Consider the following 24,764-nt stretch of genomic DNA (forward strand, 5'->3'; position numbering starts at 1 on the left):
CTGTCGATGAATTACACAAGCAAAAATGAGGTGCCAAAAAATAATTAAAATAGAATAATTAATTCAAGAGGTGAGGAAATGTTTCAAATTTATTATATGGGAAAATATAAAGATGAATCCCAGCTAACAAAAGGTCAGCCGTACCCTTATCAAGCTACCCAATTTAAAGAAAGCGAGAATATAAATGAAATTTTTTTACAAGGACTATTACTTGGTTTACCGTTATTTTTAATCATGGTATTCATTGTAATTTATAGACTTTTTACAATGGACTATGTTCAGGATTGGAATTTTCATTGGTTTGCCATCATTGTATCTATTTTTTTGATGTATCCGCTGATAATTGTTCATGAGATCATTCATGCATTAGTTTTTCCAATAAATGCTCGTAAGGAAATTTGGAACTATCTTGATCAGGGGACAATGTTTGTTTATTGTGAAGAAAAGCTAAGTAGATTACGATTTATTGCCATGTGTTTAGCACCGGTAATTGTTCTGGGTATCCTACCATTTTTACTTTGGTACTTTATTGCCCCAATTCTTACTTTAGAATTTTCTGTTTGTTGGTTATTGATGAGTTTTAGTATGACAATCAGTGCAGTGGGTGATTTTGTCAATGTGTTCAATACTATTCGACAAGTACCAAAAGGTGCAAAAATCTTTAATTATGGTTTCCATAGTTTTTGGATTCAGGAGGATTAAAATGAATCCAAGGTATAAAAAAGTAATTGAAAGAAATGAATCGAGTGTACTTGAATTTTAAAAACAATTCAGTGTGAAAATATTGTTTTTTAAATAAAAATAAAAGATAAGATTAGTGGAAAGACAATTCAAGGGGAATATTTAGGTAAGGTGAAATTCCCGAAATCTAACACGAATAATAATAGTGGGAAACACTCAACTTTTGTAATTCATCCAATAATGGAAATTAACCAAAATATAAATCAGGATATCATAGATTTCAAAAATCAACTAAATGAGTTATATAGAGATGGAAAGTATGAGATTGTATTTATTTCTGCATTAAGAACTTTTGTTGAACTGATTGTAAATGATATTGTAAGCAAGTTAAGAGAGACACAGCATGAGAAATTAAGTGAAAACTATAAATTTATAAATAAGAAAGAAAATATCGAGACTAAGTTTTTAAATGTTATCTCAAATAGCAAAGAAAAAGCAGGAATAAGAGCAATTTATGAGCAAGCTGTTAATGATGGCAGATACAATGGTACAGTTAGATATTTAAATCTGTCCACTCACGCTGTTCAAGATATTATCAGCCTCAAACAGTTAAAAAGTGACTTTCCTATTATAAATTTCCTGTTTACTTATCTCTGTTTTTTAAGTAATTAAAATTTTGGAAATAGCGTTGTATCGAGTTCTATTAGAAAAAATTTTAATCTCATTCAAAATCCACTCAATCAAACAAGGAATTAAGAGGGCACATAAAATGTCTTATTTTTTGAAAAGAATAATATATTGGCGAGTATTTCTTGGGCATACTTTTGACCTTCTCAATCTACTTTTACTGAGTTACATTAGATTTTCTAATTCCTTAATAATCCCGTATCTAAACTGTTTTCTGACTATCAGCCACCACCAGAAAGCAATCCAGCCCTCAATAAATAATAAATAGAAAAGAGAAAATCTTACCAACAATCAATCTGGCAAGTTTTTTGGGGAATGTAGGTAGCATCTTTTCTTATCCTCTTCCTTAGTAATAATAATTCAAATGTACTTTTCGTTATAAATTTTTTATTTTTCATAAAAAACTTAGAAAACAATCTGACTGACCTTCGCCATTAATACAATTTGTGAAGGGAGGTTTTTCGAAGAAAGTTAGACTGTTTACTCAAATCTAAGATTATCTTGAATTTTTCTTAATATTATTGTGACAAGTTATTCTAATTTTTATAGAAAATTCAGCTTCTATAGCTTTTAGAAACCGTTTAATTTGAGAAATAAAATTATAGACAATAAGTTATGTTTAATATATAATGAACTTCAGTCGGGGTATCTAAGGAGATTGAACTATGAGATTGAATAAACAAAAAGTATTATTGAAAATGCAGAAATTAAACATTAAGACACAAAAAGAATTAGCTGAATTAGTAGGAATTTCTAAAAGTCAATTATCTAACATGTTTTCTGAAGAGTATGATCCGATTCGAACTAATGTGAGTAGGTTGGCAGATATTTTGAATATACCTGTACTGGAGCTTTTAGCAGAAGAAGATCCTACCTTAGTAGAGGTTCCTTTTGATAGGTATTTATATAAGCTTGATGAATTTACTGAAGTAAAAAATGTAAAACCTAAAAAACAATTTACAGTTTTAGAAACATTTGCTGGAGCTGGGGGACTTGCTTTAGGATTAGAAAAAGCGGGTTTAGAATCAGTTGGAGCAATTGAATGGGATAAACATGCGGCACAAACTTTAAGGAATAATAGAAGAAATTGGAATGTAATTGAAGGAGACATAGAAGAGATTTCAGAAAATTTAACTCAATTCCTTAATGTTGAAAAATTTGACATTTTGAGTGGAGGATACCCATGTCAGTCCTTCTCTTATGCTGGCCAACGTGAAGGATTCGCTGATACCCGAGGTACTCTTTTTTATCCATACAGTAGAATTATAAATGAATTTAAACCCAAAGTTTTTATTGCTGAAAATGTACGTGGATTGGTTAATCATGATCATGGAAAAACTTTAGAAACAATGTTAAAAGTATTTGAAAATGAGGGGTATACTGTTTATTGGAATATTTTGAATTCGTGGAACTATGACGTTGCGCAGAAACGTGAGCGAATTGTAATCATTGGAATAAGAAATGATCTAATTAAAAGGCAGAAAATTCACTTTGCATTTCCTAAGGCTCAAACATATAAGCCTGTTTTAAAAGATGTTTTGAAAGATGTTCCTGATAGTGAAAGTATGGAATATAGTGAAAAGAAAAAAAAGGTCATGGACTTAGTTCCTCCGGGAGGTTGTTGGGTAGATTTACCTGAAGAAGTAGCAAAGGAATATTTAGGCAAAAGCTGGTTTTCTGGCGGTGGAAAACGAGGTATGGCGAGACGTATTTCTTGGAATGAACCATGTTTAACTTTAACAACTTCTCCAAGTCAAAAACAAACTGAAAGATGCCACCCTAGTGAAACTAGACCCTTTACTACGAGAGAATATGCTAGAATCCAATCTTTTCCTGATAACTGGAATTTTTCCGGAGGAACAGGAGCGATATATAAACAAATTGGTAATGCTGTACCTGTCAATATGGCAGAGTATATTGGAAAAGCTGTAGTAAACTATTTAAACCAATTCACTGACTGATATTTAAAGGGATTATCATATTTGATAATCCTTTTTTTCTTTGTTAAGGGCCCACAGGAACCACTTGTTGAGTTAATATAAAAGTAATAATGATTTTGGAGGGAAAATGAAATGGCTAATACCTATTTATCATTTATTTCAGACGAGGATTTATTTGAATGCATAGAATTTCTTTATTTGGAATATGAAAAGGCTTTACAAGGAATTGATTATCAAAAGTTCTTTAAAAATAGAATTGATACTTTTAAAATGACTTTTGATACCGCAATAAATAATTTGAATGAGCAAAGTTGGCTTGCAGCAGAGTTACAGAGGCAGGTTGAAAAAACTATTACCAATCATGTAGGAACATTTCATGAAAAACTTATTGGTAAAATTGAAGGATTTAACAATTATCCAGTTGGTCAAAGTTATGATGTTGCTAACGATGATAAAACAATTTTTGCAGAAATAAAAAATAAACATAACACTGTCACTGGAACCCATGTACTGAGCTTGTTTGAAAAAATAAAAAGATATGCTGATGCTTTTCCTGATGCTACTTGTTACTATGTCCGAATCATAGACACAAAAAGTAGAAATGAAATTTGGAAATTTAGAAGTGGAGCTAGTGAACCAAAACCACTGTATAGTCATCCTAGAATTAGGATTATTTCGGGAGACAAATTTTATGAGTTAGTTACCGGGAAGCAAACTGCCTTTCAAGAATTATGCGAAATTATGCCTAAAGCTTTGCAAAATTGGATTAGTACCAGAAACGCTAGACAAGGCTCTAGCATGGGACTTTTTGCAGATCTTTATCAACAGTCACAAAATAACAAAAGAACACTCTTTGAAGAGATAATTTATATCAATTACCCTCTGTCAAAATACATTGGATTTTCATCTGATGGATTAGAAGATATCGATGATGCTCAGTTATCCTCATTAGAGGAGCTATAAAAGCGATTATAAATCTTCATTTTTATGAAAAGTAATTATTTTAGTAGCTGATGGATGTGGATTTATAATCATTTCCCATTCATATTATGCTATATGGGAGAATCAGCTCGCTAGTAATTGACGCCATTAATTTAGAATAATTTGAAAGTCAATAGAAATTTTTCTTAATTATATCTATCTAAATCATTGCGATTAAAGCATCACAAAGATGCTTGAAAAAAATGGTTGGGTTAATCACTAGATATTAAGAAATCACATAAATCATCTTAGTTATTTCGTATTGAATAGTATACTGGTTTCTATCTTTCAAATACCATCAGAAAATACTGCAGCTCTCAATTATAAGCAAATACTATAATATAAGGAAAACATTGTTGAATTAACGATTAGCAGACTCTATTTTCGGAATGAAGATTTTTTGCTTCATTTAACCTCTACTAAATGCGTTGTGATTATTTTAAATAATCCTATTTAATTCAAGGATGGAATTTAAATGTTGACATATATATAGGAGAAAAGCACATGAAGCTAAAAAAAATGATTCTTAAAAATTTTCGTTCAATTAGTGACGATGAACAAGTAATTGATTTTGAAAATTTGACTATGCTTATTGGAAATAATAGTGTAGGGAAAACTGCTGCTTTATCAGCACTTAACAAATTATTTTCTAATATTCCCAATGAGCGTGTATTAAAACGTTCAGATTTTCATTTACCAAAAGGTATTCAACCTGAAGATTTTAAGAAACAAGATTTAGTAATTGAAGCAATTTTTGAATTTGAGGAGTTGCTTGACGAAAAAAATGAATCTAGCCCCGCAATTCCCATTTTTTTTGAAAGTTTTATCGTAGAAGGTCCTGATTCATTGCCTAAGCTACGTATCAGGTTAGAGGCAAGTTGGGAAGATGGTAATACAATTGACGGTACTATTGAAAGTAATATTTATTTTATTACTTGTCCAGAGTCAAGTGAAGTTTCTGATGCTAACAAAAAAAATGCATCTAGGCATGATTTGAATAAAATAAGATTAATATATGTACCTGCAGTAAGAGATCCTGGTAAGCAATTAAAAAATGTTTCTGGTAGTATGATTCACCAAGTAATGAATAGCGTCAATTGGAAGGATGAGACAAGAGAAAATGTAAAAAAAAATATAGATAAGATAAATGAAGATTTTTCTGTTGAAAGCGGAGTTAATATAATAAAAAAAGCAATTCAGAAGGAGTGGCATGAGTACCAGTCCGATACAAGGTATACAAAGGCTGAATTAAAATTTAATGCTACAACAATTGATACCGCAGTAAAGAATACGGAGGTCTTATTTTCTCCAACTGAGACAGGAAGAGAATATTCTATCGATGAGATGGGTGACGGGATGAGGTCGTTATTTTATATGTCTCTGGTAGATAGTATTTTAGATGTTGAAGTGAAAATAAATGAAGAAATGGTTAAGGGAGTAGATTTATCTTTTACAAAAGAACCCCCTGTATTGACTATTGTTGCTGTTGAGGAACCAGAAAATCATATTTCTCCACACATTCTCGGGAAATTAGTAAATAAACTAAGAGATATATCAAAAAAAGAAAATGCACAAACTATTATTACTTCTCACTCAACAGCAATTGTAAAAAGGATAAATCCAGAAGAAATTCGACATTTCCGAATGGACTATGGAACGTTATCAACATCGATTAAGAAACTGACTTTACCTGATGACGATACTAATTCTGAACAGTATAAGTACGTAAAGGAAGCTGTAAAAGCATACCCTGAAATATATTTTGCTAAGTTAGTTATTTTTGGAGAAGGTGATAGTGAGGAAATATTACTACCTAAATTTTTTGAGGCAGATGGATCTGGTCTTGATAGTTCTGGAGTATCCATTGTTCCTTTGGGCGGACGCCATGTGAATCATTTTTGGAGGCTAGTTGCTGATTTGGGTATTCCTCATATTACTTTATTAGATCTTGATCGTGAACGTGAAGGCGGTGGTTGGGGTAGAATAAAATACGTCTTAAAACAACTAATAAAGTTTGGAATACCAAAAGAACAACTTCTAGTACTTAGTGATGGAAGCATACTTAACGATGAACAGCTTAATGAATTACATAAGCTAGATGGTACAAAAATCGAAGTTATGGATTCTTGGTTAAGACAACTTGAATATTATAATGTGTTTTTTTCTGCACCTTTAGACATCGATTTTATGATGTTGGAAAGTTACGGTCAGCATTACATTTCAACTATTTCAGATAGAGAAGGACCCCGAATAAAATTAAATGAGGTCACAAAAAAAGTTGTTGATTTGAAAGATTCAGAAAAAGAGCTATATAAATTTAAACAAAGAATTGCTCATGATGTCGGGAAAACTTTAAAGAGTGATGAGGCTATCGGAATTACCTACAATGATACTCAGAAAGAATTAATGATTTGGTATAATTATTTTTTTCTAAATCGTGGAAAGCCAAGTACTCATATCGCCGTTCTTTCTCAAATTTCCGGTGCTAAGTTAGTCGAACAATCTCCGGGAGTCCTGACCAGAATGATGTCCGCTGCAAAAAAAATTATTTCAGAGCAGAGGGGAAATTATGAGTAACTATACGGATATTTCAGAATGGGTTCCTACTGCTGGATTAACTTTGGAGCCCAATGCTATTGAGGCAGTAAAAAAAGAAGGAAACATTCTTGTTGTTGCGGGACCTGGGGCAGGTAAAACAGAATTACTTGCCCAAAAGGCTGGTTATCTATTTTCGACTAATTTATGTCCCACACCAAAAAAAATTTTGGCAATAAGCTTTAAAAAAGATTCTGCAGAAAACTTAAAAGAACGTATTGAAAAGAGGTACGGTAGAAAGTATGGGAATCGATTTACTTCTTTGACTTATGATGCTTTTGCCAAAAGGATGTTAGATCAATTTTACATGGCTTTACCTGAAGAAAGTCGACCCTTTACAGATTATAGTGTAGGTGATAGCGAAGCAATTAAAACTGCTTTTTTTGAATGCGGATTTCAGAACAAAGAAAACATGAGCGATTATGAATTAAATAAATATTTTGACACTTTTTTAGCATCTGCCTCCTTTCCTATGAAGAAATCTAGCATAATTGAAAAGCTTTGGAGCAAATTATTAAAAGGAAGCGAGACAGTTTCTCCTTCTTTGACTTTCAAAATGATTTCCTTACTCTCGACTTATATTTTTCAATCGAATATTCTCTTGACTAAAAGTCTAAGAAAAACATACTCACATGTCTTTCTTGATGAATTTCAAGATACGACTGATATTCAGTATAAATTAGTTAAAACGTGTTTTCAAAATTCCCAATCACATATTACTGCTGTCGGTGATAACAAGCAAAGAATAATGGTTTGGGCTGGTGCTAGACTTACAGTCTTCCAAGATTTCCAAAAAGATTTTTCATCATCAAGAATTGACTTGATGATGAATCATAGATCAGCTCCAAGACTTGTGGAATTACAAAAAATGATGTATAAGGTATTAAGTGAAGACCCTATGACGATTAGCACTTCTGAACGGTGGCGGGAAGGAGACGGCGAAATTGACCTATTATTAACAGATAATGACGATAAAGAAGCCGAGTATATTACAAAAAATATTTATAGAAAAATACAAAATGGAATTAAACCGAGAGATATTTGTATTTTGGTGAAGCAAACTCCCAAAAATTATGTAGAAAAAATAATTGATAAATTAAAAGAATATGATATAAGTGCGAGGATAGAGATTGAATATCAAGATTTGTTGAAAGAATTTATCACTAAATTGATTATTAGTTTTATTAAGTTAGCGATTAATCGTCAATCCCCTGATGAACGAGAGTATGTAATAGATACAATAATGACTTTAAAAGGGATTGGAGATAGTAATTCAGAAACTATATATGATTTAGAACAAAAAAAGCTATCAAGTATTCTTGATGAAGTACGAGAAAATCTAATATCTGTTAGCTCTCGAAATGATTTGAAAAATATTTTTTCAAATATTTTAATATATTTTGATGTTCAAAAACTAAAAAGTATGAACCCTGCTTATTCACAAGGAACTTTTTTTGAAAGATTAGTTGAACGCGTGGAAGAACTATTATGGAATGAATATGAACAGATTTTTAATTGGGAAAAGGCCATAAAAAATTTTATGGGAGAAAATTCAGTTTCTATTATGACAATACACAAAAGTAAAGGTCTAGAGTATGAAGCAATTTATTTTATTGGACTTGAAGATAGTGCGTTCTGGACATTTAGAAATCAACCAGAAGAAGATCGGCGTGCTTTTTTTGTGGCAATTTCTCGTGCAAAGGAATTTTTAACTTTTACTTTTTGCAAACATAGATCAGGTACAAGATTTCCGAACCAGAGTCATAAAAATATCAATGAATTTTTTCAGTTGCTTCAACAGCCTGGAAATGCCCGAATAATAGATTTGACCCGGAAAGATTAAAAAGTGATATACTGGCGAGTATTTTTTGACCATACTTTTGACCTTCTCAATCAACTTTTACTGAGTTTCAATAGATTTTGTAATTCCCCAAAAATCCTGCAGGTACGTTGTTTTCTACCTGTCAGGTTCTACCAGAAAGCAAGACAATTCTCAATACGGTCTCAAAGACACAAACGCTGCAGAATAAGACAAATAACTGCAAATGTTGTTTCGACAACATTTCAGAGGTTTCCCTTTTACGAGGGAAACCTTTTTTGTTTTTATAGGTAATAGACACGCAACTGCTAAAGCGAAAGAAACCATTCAGAATCTGTTACAAGTAAAGTAAGAGGACTCAATAGATCAGTAAGACAAGAATGTGGAAATTAGCACTATAACGAATCCTATCTAAAAATTTTCTTAAATGAAGCAGTGATCAAGAGTGATTTGTTTTAACCTTCGATTGTTATTGAATATTCAAGCTTCAATTGACTTTTAGCTTAAATAAAATTATCATTAAATTAATAATATCCCTATATAAGTTTATTATTTTGACTTATTTCACCGAATTCAAACGATTTTTTGAGAAAAGTAGATTTTTCCTCTCTTAAGAACCAGTTTTATTCTACATAATTAAAGACCACTTACTAGCTAAGCTTTAACTAATCACATCCAAAACAATCAAGAAAGGAAGAGACATGTTTTCATTTAAGAAAAAGAAGGAAGTTATTAATTTACCAGAACTAAGCAACTTTAATGAACGTACATACCCGAAAAAATTGAAAAAGATTGTGGCTCAATTAGAAACCTGTAAATCTGAGGATTTGAATTATATTGCTGAATGTATTTTACAAAAGATGGGATATACCGTCCAAAACATCGATGGTTACAAAGATGGTGGTATTGATGTGTATGCTTTTTCTAATAATAAAAAGGCAATAGCGGTCCAATGTAAAGCTTGGAATCCGCAAAAGACAACGGAGCGGATCAGTAAGCCACTCGTTGCCGCATTTAAATGGATTTTTCCAGACAAAGGGTTTCCCAATGGGCTTTTCATCACTACACATTTTTTTACAGATCAAGCATTAGAAATAGCCGGTGATAATCTACTGTTGGTTGACAGAAAAAAGCTGATTGAGCTGCTTGCGCATTTTTATCCAGAAATGATCAGTGAGTTATTTTATTATAAAACCTTGACTGAATTAGAAGAATGCAAGAGTTGTAAAAATGGGAAGAAGTTGAAACTTTATAATAAGAAGAAACGCAACTATTACTATATCTGTGAAACATGTGGAGAGTATAGCTCGTTTAATTATTCATCATGAAAAAAAACAAGAGAAAAGCGTAATGAATGAACGGATATCCGTTATTCATTACGCTTTTTTCGCGACTTATGTCACAGTCATTTTTTTTCTCAAATTAATTTTAACAAATGTGTCCTATACGTCGGGTGTAATGACTAAAACAGCCTCGTTTGTTTCGGTAGGTTCGTAGCCAGCTTCCCGTGTTTTTGACGACTTAAAGTGTATTTGAATAGAAGAAAACGTAAGAAATGGCAATCAAGCAAACCAACAATAAACCAGAGAGTGACAGAAAAAGCAGCATGATTCGTTTCTTCTTCAATCCAAGTACAAGTATCACTACATTCAATAGAAAGAAAACAAGTAAAATCGCTAAATATTCCATAACTGGTCCTCTTTTACGTTTTTATTTATCTTACCAGAGATTGGCTGCTTTTCCTAGCAGAAATTGGCTGAAAATGGCTTATTCAAGCGTCTTTCAAAATACTGTAAGTTAAATGAATTAAGGAAAACCAAGAGAACTTTTATGGCTCTGAGACGCTTGCGGCTTGTTTTTGCCAAGCATCATATTTTAACAATAAGTACTCGATCACAAAGAAAAGTGTGGCGGTCGTTTCAAAGGGAGCGATCGCATTTTCGGTTGACTGGATCTCTGGATTTAAAAAGAAAATCGTTTCAGAACAGAGTTTAGAAACCGTTGAGTTTCTCAGCTTCGTGATCCCGATCGTGTTGATGTTGCGCTGTTTCAGTTGCTTTGCTAGTTTGACAACGGTGGGTGACTCACCATTTAAAGTAATCAAAATCACTAAATCATCTGGCTCGATGATGCGATAAAATTGTTCATTGACTGAGATCGCACCAAAATCGTAGACAAGTAGTCCATTAGGCAAAAATAAGAGTTTCATATAATTGGAAACAAGGTTTTGAATGTCCCCTGAACCATAGACAAAGATTCGTTTGGCATGAGCCATCATCTTGCACAATGCTGTAAAATCTTTCTTTTTTAAATTTTCAATCGTTTGAATATGATTGTCGAGAATTTCGCCTTCAATCTCAGAGAGTAGGGCATTTTCTTGTTGTACCTCGTTCTTTAAATGGTATTTGAATTCTGAAAAGCCATCAAAGCCGATTTTTTGACAAAAGCGCATAATCGTCGTCCTAGAAACGATGCACTCCTTGGCTAAATCATTGATGGACATTGCCAAGCAGTGCTTTTTGTGAGTTGTGATGTAGGACCAGATCAAAAAGTCATTCTCGGTTAATCTTGACTGGTAGGTAGTGATACGGTCTTGCAGCATAGGCTATCTCCTCATTTTATCTCTCCATTGATTCTGTGTGACAATTCACATTTTATGTGAAAAAAACCTTTCAAATGTGAGAAACTTTTAAACAACGGAAAAGGGTTTCATAGCATCATTTTAATAGTAAAATGAGAATCAGTAAAGCGCTTAACTAAAAACGTGAAGGACGAAAAACTATGATGAAAAAAATACAAAGGTTCGGCGGAGCGATGCTGGCACCGGTCATGCTGTTTTCCTTTTTTGGGATCGTTATCGGCTTTTCTCTGCTGTTTTCGAATCAAACGATCATGGGGGACATCGCAGCACCGGATACCCTCTGGTTCAAATTTTGGAATGTGATTGCAGCAGGAGGCTGGACACCCTTCTTCCAATTGCCACTTCTATTTGTAGTAGGGCTGCCGATCAGTCTAGCTAAAAAATACGCCGCCCGCGCTACGATGGAAGCACTCGTTACTTATATCGCTTTTAATTATTTTGTAAATGCAATTTTAACTTTGTGGCCAGAATCATTTGCGGTGGATTTAGCTCAAGGGGCAACTGCTGGTTCTGGGTTGACATCGATTGCGGGAATCATCACCTTAGATACCGGCATGATGGGCGGCTTGCTGATTTCGGGAATCGTTGTCTATCTCCACAATCGCTTTTATGAAAAAGAATTGCCAGAAATGCTGTCGAATTTCAGTGGCTCAGTCTTTGTAACCATGATTTACTTTTTTGCCATGGTTCCTTTGGCAGTACTCATGTGTTTTGTCTGGCCAGTTATCCAAGAGGGAATGAGAAGCATGCAAGGCTTTTTCATTGAATCAGGAAACTTCGGTGTCTTTATTTATCAGTTCTTGCAAAAAATACTGATTCCAACAGGCTTGCATCTCTTTGTTTATGCACCGTTTGCCTATGACAGTGCGGTTGTCGAAGGGGGAATGGCCGTTTATTGGGCCTCCCACATTGGCGAGTTCCAAACTACTGCGTTTTCGCTGAAAGAGCTCTATCCGTTTGGCGGTTTCTCACTATCAGGAATGTCGAAAGTCTTTGGAACGGCAGGTCTGAGTTTAGCGATGATCCAAGCGGCTCGGCCTGATAAAAAGAAAAAAGTGATCGCATTGATTGCACCGGCAGCATTGACGGCTATTTTGACCGGAATCACTGAACCAATCGAGTTTACTTTCTTGTTTGTTGCACCAGCATTATGGTTTGTTCATGCTTTACTGGATGCTTCGATCGCCACAATCTCCTATGCTTTCGGGGTTGTCGGGGACTTTGGCGGCGGATTGATCAACTGGTTAGGTCTAAATTGGCTGCCCTTGTGGAAATTTCACAGTTCAACTTATATTACCCAAATCATTATCGGGCTGATTTTTACCGCTATCTGGTATTTTGTGTTCTCCTTTATGATCAAGAAGTTCAACTTAAAAACGCCTGGACGTGAGGATGATACTGCAGCAATGCAGTTGTATACAAAAGCAGATTATGACAACAAAAAGCAAGATGAAAAATTACCAAAACATGTGCGGCAAGCACAGGCCTATATGCACTTGGTAGGTGGAAAAGACAATGTCATTGATGTAACGAATTGTGCGACACGCCTGCGTTTGACTGTTAAGGATGCCGCCAAAGTTGCAGATAGTACGCAGTTTCAAGAAGCAGGTGCCTCAGGACTGGTCAACCCGGGAAATGGCGGCATTCAAATCATTGTAGGATTAACGGTACCAACGGTTAGAGAATCATTCGAAGAACTAATGGCCGAATAAAACAGAATCACAAGGAGGAACAAGTACCATGAGTAAGAAAAAAAGTTCAATTTTAATTGCAGGTGGCGGAAGTACCTATACACCATCGCTGGTTATGATGTTATTAGAAAGTCAAGAGCGCTTTCCAGTTAGAAAAATCAAATTCTATGACAACGATGAAAAGCGTCAAGAAACCGTAGCAAAAGCTTGTGCAATCATTATTGCTGAGCGAGCGCCAGAAGTGCAGTTCGAATATTCAACCGATCCAAAGGAAGCTTTTACGGATGTGGATATCGTGATGGCACAGCTTCGTGTCGGCAAATATGCTATGCGGGAACAAGATGAGAAAATTCCTTTCAGGCATAATGTTGTCGGACAAGAGACCTGCGGACCTGGTGGTTTAGCTTATGGCCTGCGCTCGATTGGACCGATCTTAGAACTAGTCGACTACATGGAAAAATACTCGCCAGATGCCTGGCTTTTGAACTATTCTAACCCAGCAGCAGTCGTTGCCGAAGCGACCAGAAGATTCCGACCAAATTCAAGAATCATCAATATTTGTGATATGCCAGTTTGTTTGGAAGATATCATGGCGCGAGTGATTGGGTTGAAGGATCGGAAAGAATTTGAGACGAGCTATTTCGGCTTGAATCATTTTGGTTGGTGGACCAGCATCAAAGACCATGACGGCAATGACTTAATGCCACAAATCAGTGCGCATGTTCAAAAGTACGGCTACACCGAACAAACACAAAAAGGCCAGCATAAAGAAAGCAGTTGGCTGGAAACGATGTGGGCGGCTAAAGATCTGCACGAAATTGAACCAGAATTTTTATCGAATACCTATCTGAAATATTATTTGATGGCTGATGAAACGGTGGCTCATGCGGACAAAGAGTATACCCGTGCCAATGAGATTATTGACGGACGAGAGAAGTATGTGTTTGATGAATGCCGACGAATCGTTGCAAACAACACAGCAGTTGATACAACATTTGCCTCAAACGAACATGCGTCCTTTATTACAGACCTTGCTTGCGCACTAACCTTTAATACGAAAGAACGCATGATTCTTATTGTTGAAAACAACGGCGCAATTGCCAACTTTGCCCATGATGCAATGGTGGAACTACCTTGTCTAGTTGGAAAAGATGGCTACGAAGTCTTGTCGATCGGTGATATTCCAACATTCCAAAAGGGATTGATGGAGCAGCAGATCGCATCTGAAAAATTGGCAGTTGATGCTTGGGAACAAGAGTCTTACCAAAAATTATGGCAGTCCTTTACTATGAACAAAACTGTACCAAGTGCGAAAGTCGCCAAAGAAATATTAGATGAAATGATTGTGGCGAACGAACCATATTGGCCAGAACTAAAATAGGTCCAGCAGGTAAAAGGAAAGGGATCGGCTGAAGGAATTTCCTTCAGCCGATCATAAACAAAGAATGGAAATCAAACACAAATTTCAAGTAATCTATTTTGTTCAATATGCAACGATGGCGATTTTGATGACACAAATCGTTCCTTTTTTAACTGAGCAAGGCTATGATGCGCTTGAAAGAGGCTGGTTTTTAGCCTCCTACAGCATCACGACAATTCTTTTTCAGTTAGTGATCGGCTATTATTCGGACAAGAGCAAACGATTAAAACGTATTTCGATGCTTCTGATGATCTTTCTGGTTTTCTTCTCCATTAGTTTTTATTGGTTAGGAAAAGACCACTGGCTGATCCATCTTCTGGTATTGGCTATTGCGGGTGGATTAGCCAATACAACAGCAACGGTGCTCGATAACTGGGTATTATCGGAGTCCAGTACTTCAAAAAGAATTGCTTCAATCAAAGCAAACGGCTCTTTAGGGTGGAGTATGATGAGTGTCTGCGTGCCATTCTTTTTATTTTCCAATAATTATCGCTGGTTTAGTTTGCCGCTGCTCCTCTTTTTGCTTATCAATTATACATTTTCACGAACGATCCCAGAGAAAAACGCCTTACCGCAAAAGCAAGGAACAGCAACAAACAGCGGTGTCTCGCTGGCAGACATTCTTCTGTTATGCAAAGACCGACGCTTTTTGGTTTATACGGGACTGTTCTTTCTCTTGTACTTGACAATCGTTGCGAACAATACGGTCGTTATCGACAAGCTGATTACAATGGAAAGAGGCAGTGAATTTGTTGGTCTGAAATGGTCGATCCAATCCTTTTGTGAAATTCCAGCGTACCTTTTGCTGAATCGCATGATTGCTAAATGGAAAAATGAGCGCTTGATTTTGATTGCAGGCATATTTTTAACCTTACAATTTTTTGTCTATTGGCTTGCTAGTAGCCCATTCTTACTTTTGGCAGCCAGTTTTCTGCAGTTTTTCACTGTACCGGCATTTACCATCGGCAGTCGAATGATTATCAGTGCTATTACACCGCCAGCTGTTTTTTCTTCTGGACAACTGATATCGATCAGTGTGTACATTGGTGCGGCATCGTTTCTTTCGCCATTAGCTGGCGGCTTTCTTTCGCAGGTGCTGTCCCTCGATACTGCCATCTTTATCTTTGGTTTATTGCCCTTCGTAGCTTTTCTTATCTATTCTAGCTGTCAGAGAACACTGTCGGCAATCTAAGGAGGAATTACGGATGCTTTTTAAAAGAAAAATAGAAATTTGTGCACCGGCAACAGGCCGACTGCTACCGATCGAAGAAGTACCAGATGAGGTATTTTCGTCTAAAATGATGGGAAATGGATTTGCCGTTTCTCATCATCACGGAAAAATCTATGCACCAGCAGCCGGGACGGTTCGAACGATTTTTCCAACACAGCATGCCTTAGCCGTTGAGTTGGTGGATGGCCGTTCCCTTTTGATCCATATGGGAATTGAAACAGTGGCGTTAGCAGGGGAGCCCTTCACGATCGCGGTCCAAGAAAACCAGTCAGTCACGACAGGTGAGTTGCTGGCAGAAATGGATGTAGCAGCAGTTGAGGAAATGGGCAAAGAGACCATGGTGATCGTTGTCTTCATGGAGGAACAAGGCGGGAATTGCCTGCGAACAGATGGCGATATTCAGCAAGGAGAGGCTGTTTTTCACTTGAAATAACCGAATAAAAAAGGAGCGCATTCTCTTAGTTTCAAAGAGAGGCGCTCCTTTTTCTTTACGAACCCGTAGAAATATAATTCTTCAAACCTACTCGCCAAAAGAAGAAGGCGGGAAAGGCAAAGAGTAGACAAACCAAGGGTGATAAGATCCACCAAGGATTAGTTACGCGACCAATGACATACAGAAACGGATAATACTGAAACCAAGCCATCGGCACGACGTAGGTCAATAAACGCAAGACGTGTTTTCCGTAGATACTGAAGGGGTAGCGGCCGAACTCGCGGGCACCATCGGTAAAAATATTCATAAATTCAAGTCCTTGGATCGTAAAGAAGGAAATGGCGGCATACACTAAGAACAATAGGGCGAAAAAGAGGGCGCCGCAGACGATCATCAGAAAAAGAGTCAGGACATTTCCAAAATGCCAAGCAATTCCACTATTAGGAATCGCATAAGCAAACAACAGCAAGGCTTGAATAAAACGGCCGAGACGCGAGAATTCCATTTTGGAAGCTAAGACTTGAAAAATCAAGGAGCGAGGGCGCACGAGTGCTCGATCGAACTCGCCATTACTGATCATTTGCGGAAAAAGATCGAACCCGCGAAAGAAGCATTCCGCAATCGAAAAGGCAAACAAAACCGTTGCAAAGGAAAGTAGGACTTCCTCAAAGGTAAAGCCATCCACTTGATGAAACCGGGTAAACATAAACCAAATGCCTAAAAAAGCAGTAAAGGAGCCTAGAAATTGTCCCAAAGCGGTTAACACAAAGGAAACTTTATACTGCATCTGACTTTTGAGATGGATACAAAAATAATGCCAATAAACCATATTCCTTAACCTCCTTGCACAACGACACGTTTGAGCGCCTGCTGCAGCCAAATTTTTCCGATCACGATCAAAAGTACGAGCCAAAAGGCTTGTAAGAGCAATGCTGAAACCAGCGCCAAGTCAGTCAGATCCCCGTTGTAAATTCGCAGCGGGACGTTTTGCATGGAAGCAAAAGGCAGTAGTTCCACGAATTGGCGAAAAGGCTGCGGAAAGAAAGGCAGAGGAATGACCCCACCAGCTAAAAATTCACCGATGGAGCTGATGACGACCCGCACCCCGATGGAGGATAATGTATAAAAAGTCGAGATGTAGACCAGCTGCGACATAGCGATCACTACACCTAAACTCAGCGCCATGGACAAAAGAAACAAGAACAAGGCAACGATGTTTGCTGGCAGAATTAAACGATAAGGTGCTGGCAGTAAAAAGGCAATCACAAAAATCGGTCCGCAACGCAAGACGGCTTTTGCTAAGCGATTGGCAGCCGATTGGCAAAACCAGCGATTGTATAGATCCATCGGCCGCACAAGTTCATAGGCAATCGACCCTGTGGTGATGGTGTTGAAAATTTCTGCCTCAAAGAACCACAACATAAATAAAGACAAGAAGGCTTGCTGGAGCCAAACATAGGAGACGGTTTGTTGAAAGGTCATGGGAAAGGCACTAGGATCTGCTTGGTAAAAGGCGTGGAATGCCAGAATTTCCATCAAGCCCCAAGCTAGTTGCGTAGCCATCCCGGCAATCGCCGCCGAGCGGTATTGCAAGGTGTTGATAAAGCGGATGCGGAAAAATGCCTGATACTTCCTCATATCTGATACTCCTGATACAGCTTGGCGACCATTTCTTCGGCGGTGATACTGGCAACGGCCAAATCGGTGATCTCGACTTGATTGCTGAGCAGACTGAGCAGCTGAGCGACTGACACTTCTTTGGGATCAAGTTTCAGAACAAGGCGACCAACGTCTTTTTGAAGCAGCTGGACGTTTTCTGGCAGATGAGGTTCATTCCCTTGATAGTCGATCTCCAGCGTTTTGACATCAGAAAAACGATGCTTTAGTTCATCGAGGCGACCATCCAGCAAAATTTGCCCTTTGCCGATTAACAGAATTCGCTGTGTCAGCGCCTCGATATCTTGCATATCGTGGGTCGTCAGGATGACTGTGGTGCCTTTTTCTTGGTTTCTTTTTTTAATAAACTGACGCACGGCAATCTTTGATACAGCATCTAAACCGATGGTGGGTTCATCAAGAAATAAGATTTTGGGGTCATGGAGTAAGGAGGCGGCGATCTCACAGCGCATACGCTGACCGAGACTCAAGGACCGAGCAGGGGTTTTTAAGATCTCACCTAAATCTAGTAAGGTGACTAATTCTTCTAGGTTGCGCTGATAACTAGCAGCGTCGACTTTGTAAATATCACGGATCAAATCAAAGCTGTCATTGACGGGGACATCCCACCAGAGTTGACTGCGCTGCCCGAAGACGACGCCGATGTCTTTGACATGTTGAATACGTTCTTGCCAAGGCGTACGACCATTGATGTGACAAATGCCTTGATCAGGGGTCAAAATCCCGCACATGATTTTTATGGTGGTACTTTTTCCAGCACCATTAGGCCCGATGTAGCCAACCATTTCGCCTTCATTGATGGTAAAGCTGATGTCTTGCAACGCATGGACGGTGGTGGTTTCACGAGAAAGAAAGGCTTTGGCTGCTTGGCGAAAGCCGCTTTTTCGCTTGGATACTTGGAAGGTCTTGCTGAGGTGTTCTACTTGGATCATTTGGATTCACTCACTTTCTTTTGACAAACGCGACAAAAAGAGCATTCGAAATCGAATACTCGCAACGAGTTGGTCCAAACGAACATGGTTGGGGCAGCGGTTCGTCAGCCAAACAAAAGTAGGAACAGTGTAGCATAAGAGAGCGCTTTTTTCAAATACTACTTATATTTTTTTGAGAGCAGCGAAAGAAAAAACGTGGTTTGTTGGATAAAATACGCAAAATAACTGTTTTTATTTTTTATTTGTTGTAAATACTGAGGAAACTCAGTATCATTAGAAACAAGCCGATAGCGGCTAAGCAGTTTCTGGATATATGGGGAACCAAGTGATGGGCTGTGTCATGGTTTGTCGTAACCCAATCCTGCAAAATGCAATGAGCAAACGATGGAGGAGAGCATGAAAGCAGTAAAGAACTTATTTATTTTGATTGGCTTATTCTTACTAAGTCAAGTAGGGATGACCGTATTCAGTGTGGTAAAAATCTATTATTTGGAAGCCGGAGAACCGAGGATTCCTGCGATGATGAGCTATGGGTTGATTGCCTTGCTTTTGGCAAACATTGGCCTACTGATGTATTTGGCTCGGAAGCTAGGACTTGCCACCTTTGACTTTGGCTGGTCAACGAAGCGCAACTGGCTATGGATCATCGGTGGTTTTGTTTTAGGTCGAGTCGTTGCTGTTGGTGGTACCATGTATCTGCAGTATATATCGGATCAAGAGGCGACCGCGAATGATGCATTGTTAGGGGAACTGTTTACAGGCGAAAATCCGCTTTTGATCTTCCTATTGATCGCTGTGGCGGCGCCAATCATGGAAGAAATCGTTTTCCGTGGTGGGTTTATCGGCCTTTTATTCAAGAAATACCCGATAGTCGGGATCATTTCAAGTGTAGCCGTTTTTAGTATCATCCATTCCGTCACCAATCTGGTCGAGTTTTTGATTTATGGTGCTATGGGACTGATAATGGCGTTGATTTATGTAAAAACTAAGCGTCTAGAAACAGCCATCGCCATGCATTTTCTCAATAACGCCTTGGCGGCGATCGCAATGATCTTGCTAGGATAAGAAAGTCAGCAAAAACCACCAAATCAAAACGATTCGGTGGTTTTTGTTTACTCTGGCAGCTGTCCTTGTTCAAAGGGCAATTGCGCCAGTTCTTCTGCAGTAAAGAGGAGGTCGCCTTCATCTTCGATAGAAAATGCGACACCAGCTGCTGATTTTTGATAGACGCGCGCTTTATTCATATTACGAAGATAAAGATCCTTGCCTGCATTTAATTCTGGTGCAGCTAAATTGTCTTCGCGATTACTGCGAATGACGATTTTGCTTGTTTGCGTGCCAAAATGAAAACCGCGATGACCAAAAGCCGTTAATTGACTGGCATTTTCGCTGCTGTATTCTTTATAACCCGACAGACGGCCCGTTTTTACCAGCGGCCGATCGATCGTATAAGTGATCAAGTATTCCGTATCTTCAGGCAGCTGAATCACTTGTCCGGTTTCCTGATTCGTTATCTCAGTGGCAGGCAAGTGGTACTTTTTAATAGAAGTGATCGCTAGGTCTTCTTTTGTGAAAAAGACTGGATCGATCCAAAATCCTGCCAGCAAAATCGTACTTAAGCTAATACTGAGAACAGTCAAAAGGGCGATCAATACGAGGCCAATTCGTTTGCGGTGGGTGGTCAGATTGAGTTCTTGGACCATCTGTTTGTCTTCTTTTAATAAATAGTCCAAGGTCAATTCAAAATAGTTGCTCAACTTGACTACTTGATCTAGATCAGGATAGCTCTTGCCGTTTTCCCATTTTGAAATCAGTTGCCGAGTGACAAAAAATTCCTGCGCCAATTGTTCTTGCGTGAGATTTCGTTTGGTGCGTTCTTCTTTAATAATTTTCCCAATATCCATGTGTCTGTTTTGCCTCCATCATTCTTCTTATATATTATAGCAAACTCTTTTCTATGCGAACGAGGATCTATGAAATTAACGATGCAACAAAGGGTAACATCCTTTATTTATCAATGTTTCTACTTGTTGCACTGTCTTTCTATTCTGGAAGCTTTCAGTGCTGGTCATAAAAAGAAAGGGCCAGTAAAGTGAAGGATGTTTGATCAAATTTGACAGAGAAAGGAGAAACGATTGAATGAAGACAAAACAACCTATGGTTCCAATTGGCTACATCCAATTCATCGCTTCCTTACTGGTGATTCTCGTTCACTGTGGTCGACTGGCAGAAAACAACGGGCTTCATTTTTTGTTAAAGAGTCTCTTATGTCGTTTGGCAGTTCCTTTTTTTCTGCTGCTGAATGGCTATTTTTTTCAAAAGAGTACCTGTTCATGGCAGCAATGGTGCAAACGACAACTCAAGCTTTACTTGCGTTGGTCGATCGTGTATCTTCCCTTAGGCTGGTTTTATTTAGGGCAGCAAAATCTTGCTGATTCATTACGGGTCATCGGTTTGGCTACTGGCTTTTTTACAGTAGGGGTCTGGTACCATCTTTGGTATTTTCCAGCGTTGCTCTTTGGCATGTGGTTAGTACGAAAAACTCGCTTTCTTGGCTATCGGCGGCAGTTTTTACTGGCGATCAGTTTGTATGTGATTGGCTGTCTTGAAACGTACAGCAGTTATTTAAGTGGACCTTTATTGGTATGCTATCAAAGCTATCGGACACTATTTTTTACAACGAGAAACGGACTCTTTTATGGGTTTTTATTTTTACTGTGTGGGGTTTGTTTAAGAGAACACCAAAAACACCCTTTTTTTACGAAGCATCTTGGCAGAAAACTCGCGGTCTCTCTTTGCTTATTAGGCATTGAAGGTCGACTGGTGTATCTCAATCAGGGGGACGATAAGAATTTCATGCTGTTTTTTGTGCCGACGACTCTTTTTTTCCTTGCTTGGCTGATCAAGCAGCAACCCCCAAAGCGGACTTGGCAAGCAAAACAAGCAGCTGAGGCTAGTCGATTGATCTTTCTGAGTCACCCGCTGTTTCTAGAAACCGGGAAGGTCTTTTTTTCACTCGCAGGGTTTCCGTTGTTCTTTTATACGATAGCATTAACGGGAGCCTTTCTTGGTTTGAGGAAAGTGGGCAGCCGTTTGAAATCCTATACTGTTGGTTTTGCTAAAAAAACAGTTGATGAAAAGAAAAGCGTCTAAAGTATTGCTGTACCAAGGATAATACCAAAGTACGCCTTTTTTAAATAGCAGTAGAGTTCTAAGTTTTTCTTCATTTCAGACCCTAGACGTAGGCTTTGCAAGAAAACCTATAGTACAATTACAGCAGTAAGAGGGAAAAAATCCCTGAAAAAGAGATCAACACTTGGAGGATATAGTGATGAAAAAACAGACTCGAAAACCAGCGATGATTTTAGCGACTCTCTTGGTATCTAGCCAAGTTTTATTAGCAGCACCACAAGTTTTTGCTGACGAAACCAATTCAACGACCAGCAGTTCCACTGCAACGAGCAATTCTACCGCAACGACAGCCACTACCGATAGTCAAACAAGTACTTCTGACAGCAGTTCAGATCGTTTGCAAGTCAATGCCGTGGCGATCGGAAATGCCTTGACGAAAGCACAAGAAGACTACACACTTGAACGTCTGGGCATTCAAGGCGAAACACCGATTTATACGACAAACGGTGCTGACTTGATGAAATACATTCCCGATGGTGGCTTTACCGCAGATTGGGCGGTCTATAGCTCGGTCAGAATGCAGACGCTAGAAAGCGGGGCAGGAATCACTGTCGATATCGCGACACCAGATAACATTACCCGCATCACCGCAGCCCAGTATCAAAATGCGGCGCTGACGGCAGGGATCACTGATGCGAAGTTAACGGTTGCTTCTGCTGTACCGATCGACGGTTCCGGTGCGTTAGCTGGGGTTTACAAAATCGTTGAAGAATCAGGCGGCGTCATCAATCAGAATCGAGTAGCTGTAGCTCAAGATGAGATGGATGTGCTTTCTACGATCACCGAAGAGAACAAAGACAAAGAAGGCTATTCCGATGAAGCTTTGAATGCTGCGCAAGAACAAGCGAAAACCGATTTGGCTGCTCAAACCGCAGATGGTACGGAATTGACTCAAGCAGACATTCAAGAGACAGTAGAAAAAGCCTTGAAGGACAACGGACTTGAAGGAATCGTTACGGAAAATCAAATTTCTGAATTGACCTCTTTAATGAGCGACATGCGAGACAACAATATCTTCGATGACTTCATCAAAGAATTGGATCTGTCAGAAGCTCGCAAGCAAATCGAAGAAACCTCTAAGGGCCTTTGGGAAAATATCAAGAGCTTCTTTAGCGGCATCTGGTCTTCGATCACCGGTGTCTTCGGCAATGACTCAAATGAATCAAATAACAGCAGCGAATCAACCGTTGATTCTGGACAATAAGCATTTTACAAAATAACGTATTTCGCTTGTATTAAGAAAAAAGAGAAGCGCGCAGGGGAAGGTGCAGGGACGCTAGTGCACATCTGAGTGCTAACGATGTCCTCTGCTTTCTTTGCTAAAACAGGAGCAGTCTTTATTAAAAAAGAAGGAGGGTAATCAGATGAATTTTTTAGGCAACGTGATTTGGTTTGTCTTTGGCGGTTTAATCGGTGCGATCTCATGGTTTTTGGCTGGGTGTTTATGGTGTATCACCATCATCGGCATTCCCATTGGTCTGCAATGTTTTAAGTTTGCGACTTTGTCATTAGCACCATTTGGGAAAGACATCGTTTACCGTGGCGGTGGCGTGTCCGTGATTCTCAATATTTTATGGTTGATTTTTTCTGGTATACCACTGGCTTTAGGACATTTAGCTAGCGCAGTCATTCTAGCCATCACGATCATCGGCATTCCATTTGCGGCGCAATCATTGAAAATGGCGCGCTTAGCGTTGATGCCCTTTGGAGCAGAGATTGTGTCTAGTCGTTATTGATTTACCTAAAAAAAGATAGTCTTAAAAAACCACATTACAGAGCGGATAGCTTTGTGATGTGGTTTTTTTGCGAGAGTAAGGGACAAGATTTTTGGCAGGCTCAGCGCATTTGAGATTCAGAACTGAAAAAGTTGATAAGAAACCAAAGAAGAGTACAGAAAAAAGCACAAGTTTTTTTGCATATCAACTGTGATTCACAAAAGAATTAGCGAAACGCAGAAAAATCTAAGTTTTTTCTTCCCTTCTCAGGGTTCTTTGATTTTTGAAATGGAGCGCCGAATTTTGGCAATCGATTGTTGTGCTTTGTCTCGATTAATAAACATTAAGATGACATAGAGGGAATCCATGATGCTCAGTTGAGCGATTCTGGATGCCAATGCCTCTGAGCGAAACTCAGTTTCTTCGGAAATAGAGATGAAAACCACGTCGCCGAGTTTGGCTAAAGGGGAAGCAGCATGGCTAGTAATGACGATAATTTTGGCACCATTGTTTTTGGCAACTTGAGCTAGTTCAATGGTTTCTCTTGATTTTCCAGTATGAGAGATAAAAATGCCGCAATCATCTGGCGTCAACAATGAAGCCTCCATCAGTTGGATGTGATAATCACTGCTGTGAAAAACAGTGATCGGCGAGCGCAAAAATTTGTGATAGGCATCGGTTGCCACGATCTCTGAACCACCAACGCCGAAGAAAAAAAGTCGTTTAGATTGATTGATCATTGCAGCAGCAAGCTTTAAATCTTCTTCTTTCAAAAGATTTTTGGTATCAGTCAATGTGGTCATATTGGAATCAAATACTTTTTGAGCCATAGTCAATTCATTATCAGACTTCTGGATATTTTCATGGATCGAAATGGCAGAAAAATCATTTTCCTGCATCAGCATTGCCATTTTGAAGTCTTTAAATCCGTTGTAACCGAGTTTTTTTGTGAATTGAAAAAAGGTCGAATCAGCGATGCCTAATTCATTGGATAAATCACTGATTGAACTGTGGCTGACTTTACTAGGATTTTCCAAAATGTAGTCGGCAATCGCTTGTTCTTTGAGACTTAAGTCTTTATAAAGCGTTTTTATTTGCAGGCGAATCGAAACAGTCAAAGACGGTTACC

The 24,764-nt window shown here is 38.2% G+C and carries 22 protein-coding genes; 16 read left to right on the plus strand and 6 right to left on the minus strand.

Going from position 1 to position 24,764, the window contains the following annotated elements:
- The first annotated feature begins 78 nt into the window (after positions 1–78).
- The 8 genes from IGJ15_RS02335 (at position 79) to IGJ15_RS02370 (ending at position 10,504) form a co-directional block, all read left to right on the plus strand.
- Complete coding sequence (locus IGJ15_RS02335; protein WP_010709792.1) at positions 79–702, plus strand: DUF3267 domain-containing protein; 624 nt, start codon at positions 79–81, stop codon at positions 700–702.
- A gap of 150 nt (positions 703–852) precedes the next feature.
- Complete coding sequence (locus tag IGJ15_RS02340) at positions 853–1,353, plus strand: hypothetical protein (protein ID WP_430599250.1); 501 nt, start codon at positions 853–855, stop codon at positions 1,351–1,353.
- Between the two features lie 680 nt (positions 1,354–2,033).
- Entirely contained in the window at positions 2,034–3,329 is a 1,296-nt protein-coding gene (dcm, locus tag IGJ15_RS02345) for a DNA (cytosine-5-)-methyltransferase (protein WP_430599251.1), read from the plus strand.
- Between the two features lie 111 nt (positions 3,330–3,440).
- Positions 3,441–4,271 (plus strand): Eco47II family restriction endonuclease, encoded by an 831-nt coding sequence (locus IGJ15_RS02350; RefSeq protein ID WP_430599253.1) that lies wholly within the window; start codon positions 3,441–3,443, stop codon positions 4,269–4,271.
- Between the two features lie 522 nt (positions 4,272–4,793).
- Positions 4,794–6,866 carry an AAA family ATPase gene (locus tag IGJ15_RS02355; protein WP_430599255.1) on the plus strand — a complete coding sequence of 691 codons (2,073 nt, stop codon included), beginning with the start codon at positions 4,794–4,796 and terminating at the stop codon, positions 6,864–6,866.
- Positions 6,859–8,727, plus strand: coding sequence for a UvrD-helicase domain-containing protein (locus IGJ15_RS02360; protein WP_430599257.1), 1,869 nt, complete (start codon positions 6,859–6,861; stop codon positions 8,725–8,727). Before IGJ15_RS02355 ends, IGJ15_RS02360 begins: the two co-directional genes overlap by 8 nt.
- 677 nt (positions 8,728–9,404) lie before the next feature.
- The gene (locus tag IGJ15_RS02365; protein ID WP_010749962.1) at positions 9,405–10,031 is read left to right on the plus strand and encodes a restriction endonuclease; all 627 of its coding nucleotides are present in this window, start codon (positions 9,405–9,407) and stop codon (positions 10,029–10,031) included.
- A 227-nt stretch (positions 10,032–10,258) separates the two neighbouring features.
- Complete coding sequence (locus tag IGJ15_RS02370) at positions 10,259–10,504, plus strand: hypothetical protein (RefSeq protein WP_016608418.1); 246 nt, start codon at positions 10,259–10,261, stop codon at positions 10,502–10,504.
- Between the two features lie 27 nt (positions 10,505–10,531).
- Here the strand turns inward: IGJ15_RS02370 and IGJ15_RS02375 are convergent, their stop codons facing one another.
- Positions 10,532–11,305: a MurR/RpiR family transcriptional regulator gene (locus tag IGJ15_RS02375; protein WP_010749961.1), complete on the minus strand. Its 774-nt coding sequence runs from the start codon at positions 11,303–11,305 to the stop codon at positions 10,532–10,534.
- A 179-nt stretch (positions 11,306–11,484) separates the two neighbouring features.
- On the opposite strand from IGJ15_RS02375, the gene IGJ15_RS02380 reads away from it, so the two are divergent.
- From IGJ15_RS02380 to IGJ15_RS02395, 4 genes are all read left to right on the plus strand, one after another.
- Entirely contained in the window at positions 11,485–13,056 is a 1,572-nt protein-coding gene (locus tag IGJ15_RS02380) for an alpha-glucoside-specific PTS transporter subunit IIBC (RefSeq protein ID WP_430599258.1), read from the plus strand.
- A 28-nt stretch (positions 13,057–13,084) separates the two neighbouring features.
- Positions 13,085–14,416, plus strand: a complete 1,332-nt coding sequence (locus IGJ15_RS02385) for a 6-phospho-alpha-glucosidase (RefSeq protein WP_010749959.1) — start codon at positions 13,085–13,087, stop codon at positions 14,414–14,416.
- Between the two features lie 64 nt (positions 14,417–14,480).
- Positions 14,481–15,647, plus strand: a complete 1,167-nt coding sequence (locus tag IGJ15_RS02390) for an MFS transporter (RefSeq protein WP_010749958.1) — start codon at positions 14,481–14,483, stop codon at positions 15,645–15,647.
- Positions 15,648–15,660: 13 nt separating this feature from the next.
- Positions 15,661–16,119, plus strand: a complete 459-nt coding sequence (locus IGJ15_RS02395) for a PTS sugar transporter subunit IIA (RefSeq protein ID WP_081116043.1) — start codon at positions 15,661–15,663, stop codon at positions 16,117–16,119.
- A 55-nt stretch (positions 16,120–16,174) separates the two neighbouring features.
- Here the strand turns inward: IGJ15_RS02395 and IGJ15_RS02400 are convergent, their stop codons facing one another.
- From IGJ15_RS02400 to IGJ15_RS02410, 3 genes are read right to left on the minus strand one after another with little or no spacing between them, the layout of a single operon-like run.
- Positions 16,175–16,948 carry an ABC transporter permease gene (locus tag IGJ15_RS02400; RefSeq protein WP_005228413.1) on the minus strand — a complete coding sequence of 258 codons (774 nt, stop codon included), beginning with the start codon at positions 16,946–16,948 and terminating at the stop codon, positions 16,175–16,177.
- A 5-nt stretch (positions 16,949–16,953) separates the two neighbouring features.
- Entirely contained in the window at positions 16,954–17,757 is an 804-nt protein-coding gene (locus IGJ15_RS02405; RefSeq protein ID WP_010749956.1) for an ABC transporter permease, read from the minus strand.
- Complete coding sequence (locus tag IGJ15_RS02410; protein WP_005234036.1) at positions 17,754–18,728, minus strand: ABC transporter ATP-binding protein; 975 nt, start codon at positions 18,726–18,728, stop codon at positions 17,754–17,756. Before IGJ15_RS02410 ends, IGJ15_RS02405 begins: the two co-directional genes overlap by 4 nt.
- A gap of 396 nt (positions 18,729–19,124) precedes the next feature.
- Here IGJ15_RS02410 and IGJ15_RS02415 point away from each other — a divergent pair, with 396 nt between their 5' ends.
- Positions 19,125–19,793 (plus strand): CPBP family intramembrane glutamic endopeptidase, encoded by a 669-nt coding sequence (locus IGJ15_RS02415; RefSeq protein ID WP_010749955.1) that lies wholly within the window; start codon positions 19,125–19,127, stop codon positions 19,791–19,793.
- A gap of 47 nt (positions 19,794–19,840) precedes the next feature.
- On the opposite strand, the gene IGJ15_RS02420 is transcribed toward IGJ15_RS02415, so the two are convergent.
- Positions 19,841–20,632 (minus strand): helix-turn-helix domain-containing protein, encoded by a 792-nt coding sequence (locus IGJ15_RS02420; protein ID WP_010749954.1) that lies wholly within the window; start codon positions 20,630–20,632, stop codon positions 19,841–19,843.
- A 235-nt stretch (positions 20,633–20,867) separates the two neighbouring features.
- Between IGJ15_RS02420 and IGJ15_RS02425 the strand changes: the two genes are divergently transcribed.
- From IGJ15_RS02425 to IGJ15_RS02435, 3 genes are all read left to right on the plus strand, one after another.
- Positions 20,868–21,881: an acyltransferase family protein gene (locus IGJ15_RS02425; protein WP_010749953.1), complete on the plus strand. Its 1,014-nt coding sequence runs from the start codon at positions 20,868–20,870 to the stop codon at positions 21,879–21,881.
- 178 nt (positions 21,882–22,059) lie between these two features.
- Positions 22,060–23,124, plus strand: a complete 1,065-nt coding sequence (locus IGJ15_RS02430; protein ID WP_081116047.1) for a DUF1002 domain-containing protein — start codon at positions 22,060–22,062, stop codon at positions 23,122–23,124.
- Positions 23,125–23,284: 160 nt separating this feature from the next.
- The gene (locus IGJ15_RS02435) at positions 23,285–23,656 is read left to right on the plus strand and encodes a YccF domain-containing protein (RefSeq protein ID WP_010749951.1); all 372 of its coding nucleotides are present in this window, start codon (positions 23,285–23,287) and stop codon (positions 23,654–23,656) included.
- Between the two features lie 245 nt (positions 23,657–23,901).
- Here IGJ15_RS02435 and IGJ15_RS02440 read toward each other — a convergent pair whose 3' ends face one another.
- On the minus strand, positions 23,902–24,753 hold the full coding sequence (locus IGJ15_RS02440; protein ID WP_005228428.1) for a MurR/RpiR family transcriptional regulator: 852 nt from the start codon (positions 24,751–24,753) through the stop codon (positions 23,902–23,904).
- Positions 24,754–24,764: the final 11 nt, after the last annotated feature.

It is taken from the genome of Enterococcus sp. AZ079 (assembly GCF_050547255.1).
In the GTDB taxonomy this organism is placed as follows: Bacteria; Bacillota; Bacilli; order Lactobacillales; family Enterococcaceae; genus Enterococcus_D; species Enterococcus_D casseliflavus.

Excerpts from the sequence above, each read along its gene's own strand:
- IGJ15_RS02370 (WP_016608418.1), top strand. The coding sequence starts at position 10,259 with ATGGCAATCAAGCAAACCAACAATAAACCAGAGAGTGACAGAAAAAGC.
- IGJ15_RS02410 (WP_005234036.1), bottom strand. The coding sequence starts at position 18,728 with ATGATCCAAGTAGAACACCTCAGCAAGACCTTCCAAGTATCCAAGCGA.
- IGJ15_RS02435 (WP_010749951.1), top strand. The coding sequence starts at position 23,285 with ATGAATTTTTTAGGCAACGTGATTTGGTTTGTCTTTGGCGGTTTAATC.
- IGJ15_RS02425 (WP_010749953.1), top strand. The coding sequence starts at position 20,868 with ATGAAGACAAAACAACCTATGGTTCCAATTGGCTACATCCAATTCATC.
- IGJ15_RS02365 (WP_010749962.1), top strand. The coding sequence starts at position 9,405 with ATGTTTTCATTTAAGAAAAAGAAGGAAGTTATTAATTTACCAGAACTA.
- IGJ15_RS02420 (WP_010749954.1), bottom strand. The coding sequence starts at position 20,632 with ATGGATATTGGGAAAATTATTAAAGAAGAACGCACCAAACGAAATCTC.
- IGJ15_RS02385 (WP_010749959.1), top strand. The coding sequence starts at position 13,085 with ATGAGTAAGAAAAAAAGTTCAATTTTAATTGCAGGTGGCGGAAGTACC.
- IGJ15_RS02360 (WP_430599257.1), top strand. The coding sequence starts at position 6,859 with ATGAGTAACTATACGGATATTTCAGAATGGGTTCCTACTGCTGGATTA.
- IGJ15_RS02335 (WP_010709792.1), top strand. The coding sequence starts at position 79 with ATGTTTCAAATTTATTATATGGGAAAATATAAAGATGAATCCCAGCTA.
- IGJ15_RS02390 (WP_010749958.1), top strand. The coding sequence starts at position 14,481 with ATGGAAATCAAACACAAATTTCAAGTAATCTATTTTGTTCAATATGCA.
- IGJ15_RS02405 (WP_010749956.1), bottom strand. The coding sequence starts at position 17,757 with ATGAGGAAGTATCAGGCATTTTTCCGCATCCGCTTTATCAACACCTTG.
- IGJ15_RS02430 (WP_081116047.1), top strand. The coding sequence starts at position 22,060 with ATGAAAAAACAGACTCGAAAACCAGCGATGATTTTAGCGACTCTCTTG.
- IGJ15_RS02350 (WP_430599253.1), top strand. The coding sequence starts at position 3,441 with ATGGCTAATACCTATTTATCATTTATTTCAGACGAGGATTTATTTGAA.
- IGJ15_RS02355 (WP_430599255.1), top strand. The coding sequence starts at position 4,794 with ATGAAGCTAAAAAAAATGATTCTTAAAAATTTTCGTTCAATTAGTGAC.
- IGJ15_RS02375 (WP_010749961.1), bottom strand. The coding sequence starts at position 11,305 with ATGCTGCAAGACCGTATCACTACCTACCAGTCAAGATTAACCGAGAAT.
- dcm (WP_430599251.1), top strand. The coding sequence starts at position 2,034 with ATGAGATTGAATAAACAAAAAGTATTATTGAAAATGCAGAAATTAAAC.
- IGJ15_RS02415 (WP_010749955.1), top strand. The coding sequence starts at position 19,125 with ATGAAAGCAGTAAAGAACTTATTTATTTTGATTGGCTTATTCTTACTA.
- IGJ15_RS02395 (WP_081116043.1), top strand. The coding sequence starts at position 15,661 with ATGCTTTTTAAAAGAAAAATAGAAATTTGTGCACCGGCAACAGGCCGA.
- IGJ15_RS02380 (WP_430599258.1), top strand. The coding sequence starts at position 11,485 with ATGATGAAAAAAATACAAAGGTTCGGCGGAGCGATGCTGGCACCGGTC.
- IGJ15_RS02400 (WP_005228413.1), bottom strand. The coding sequence starts at position 16,948 with ATGGTTTATTGGCATTATTTTTGTATCCATCTCAAAAGTCAGATGCAG.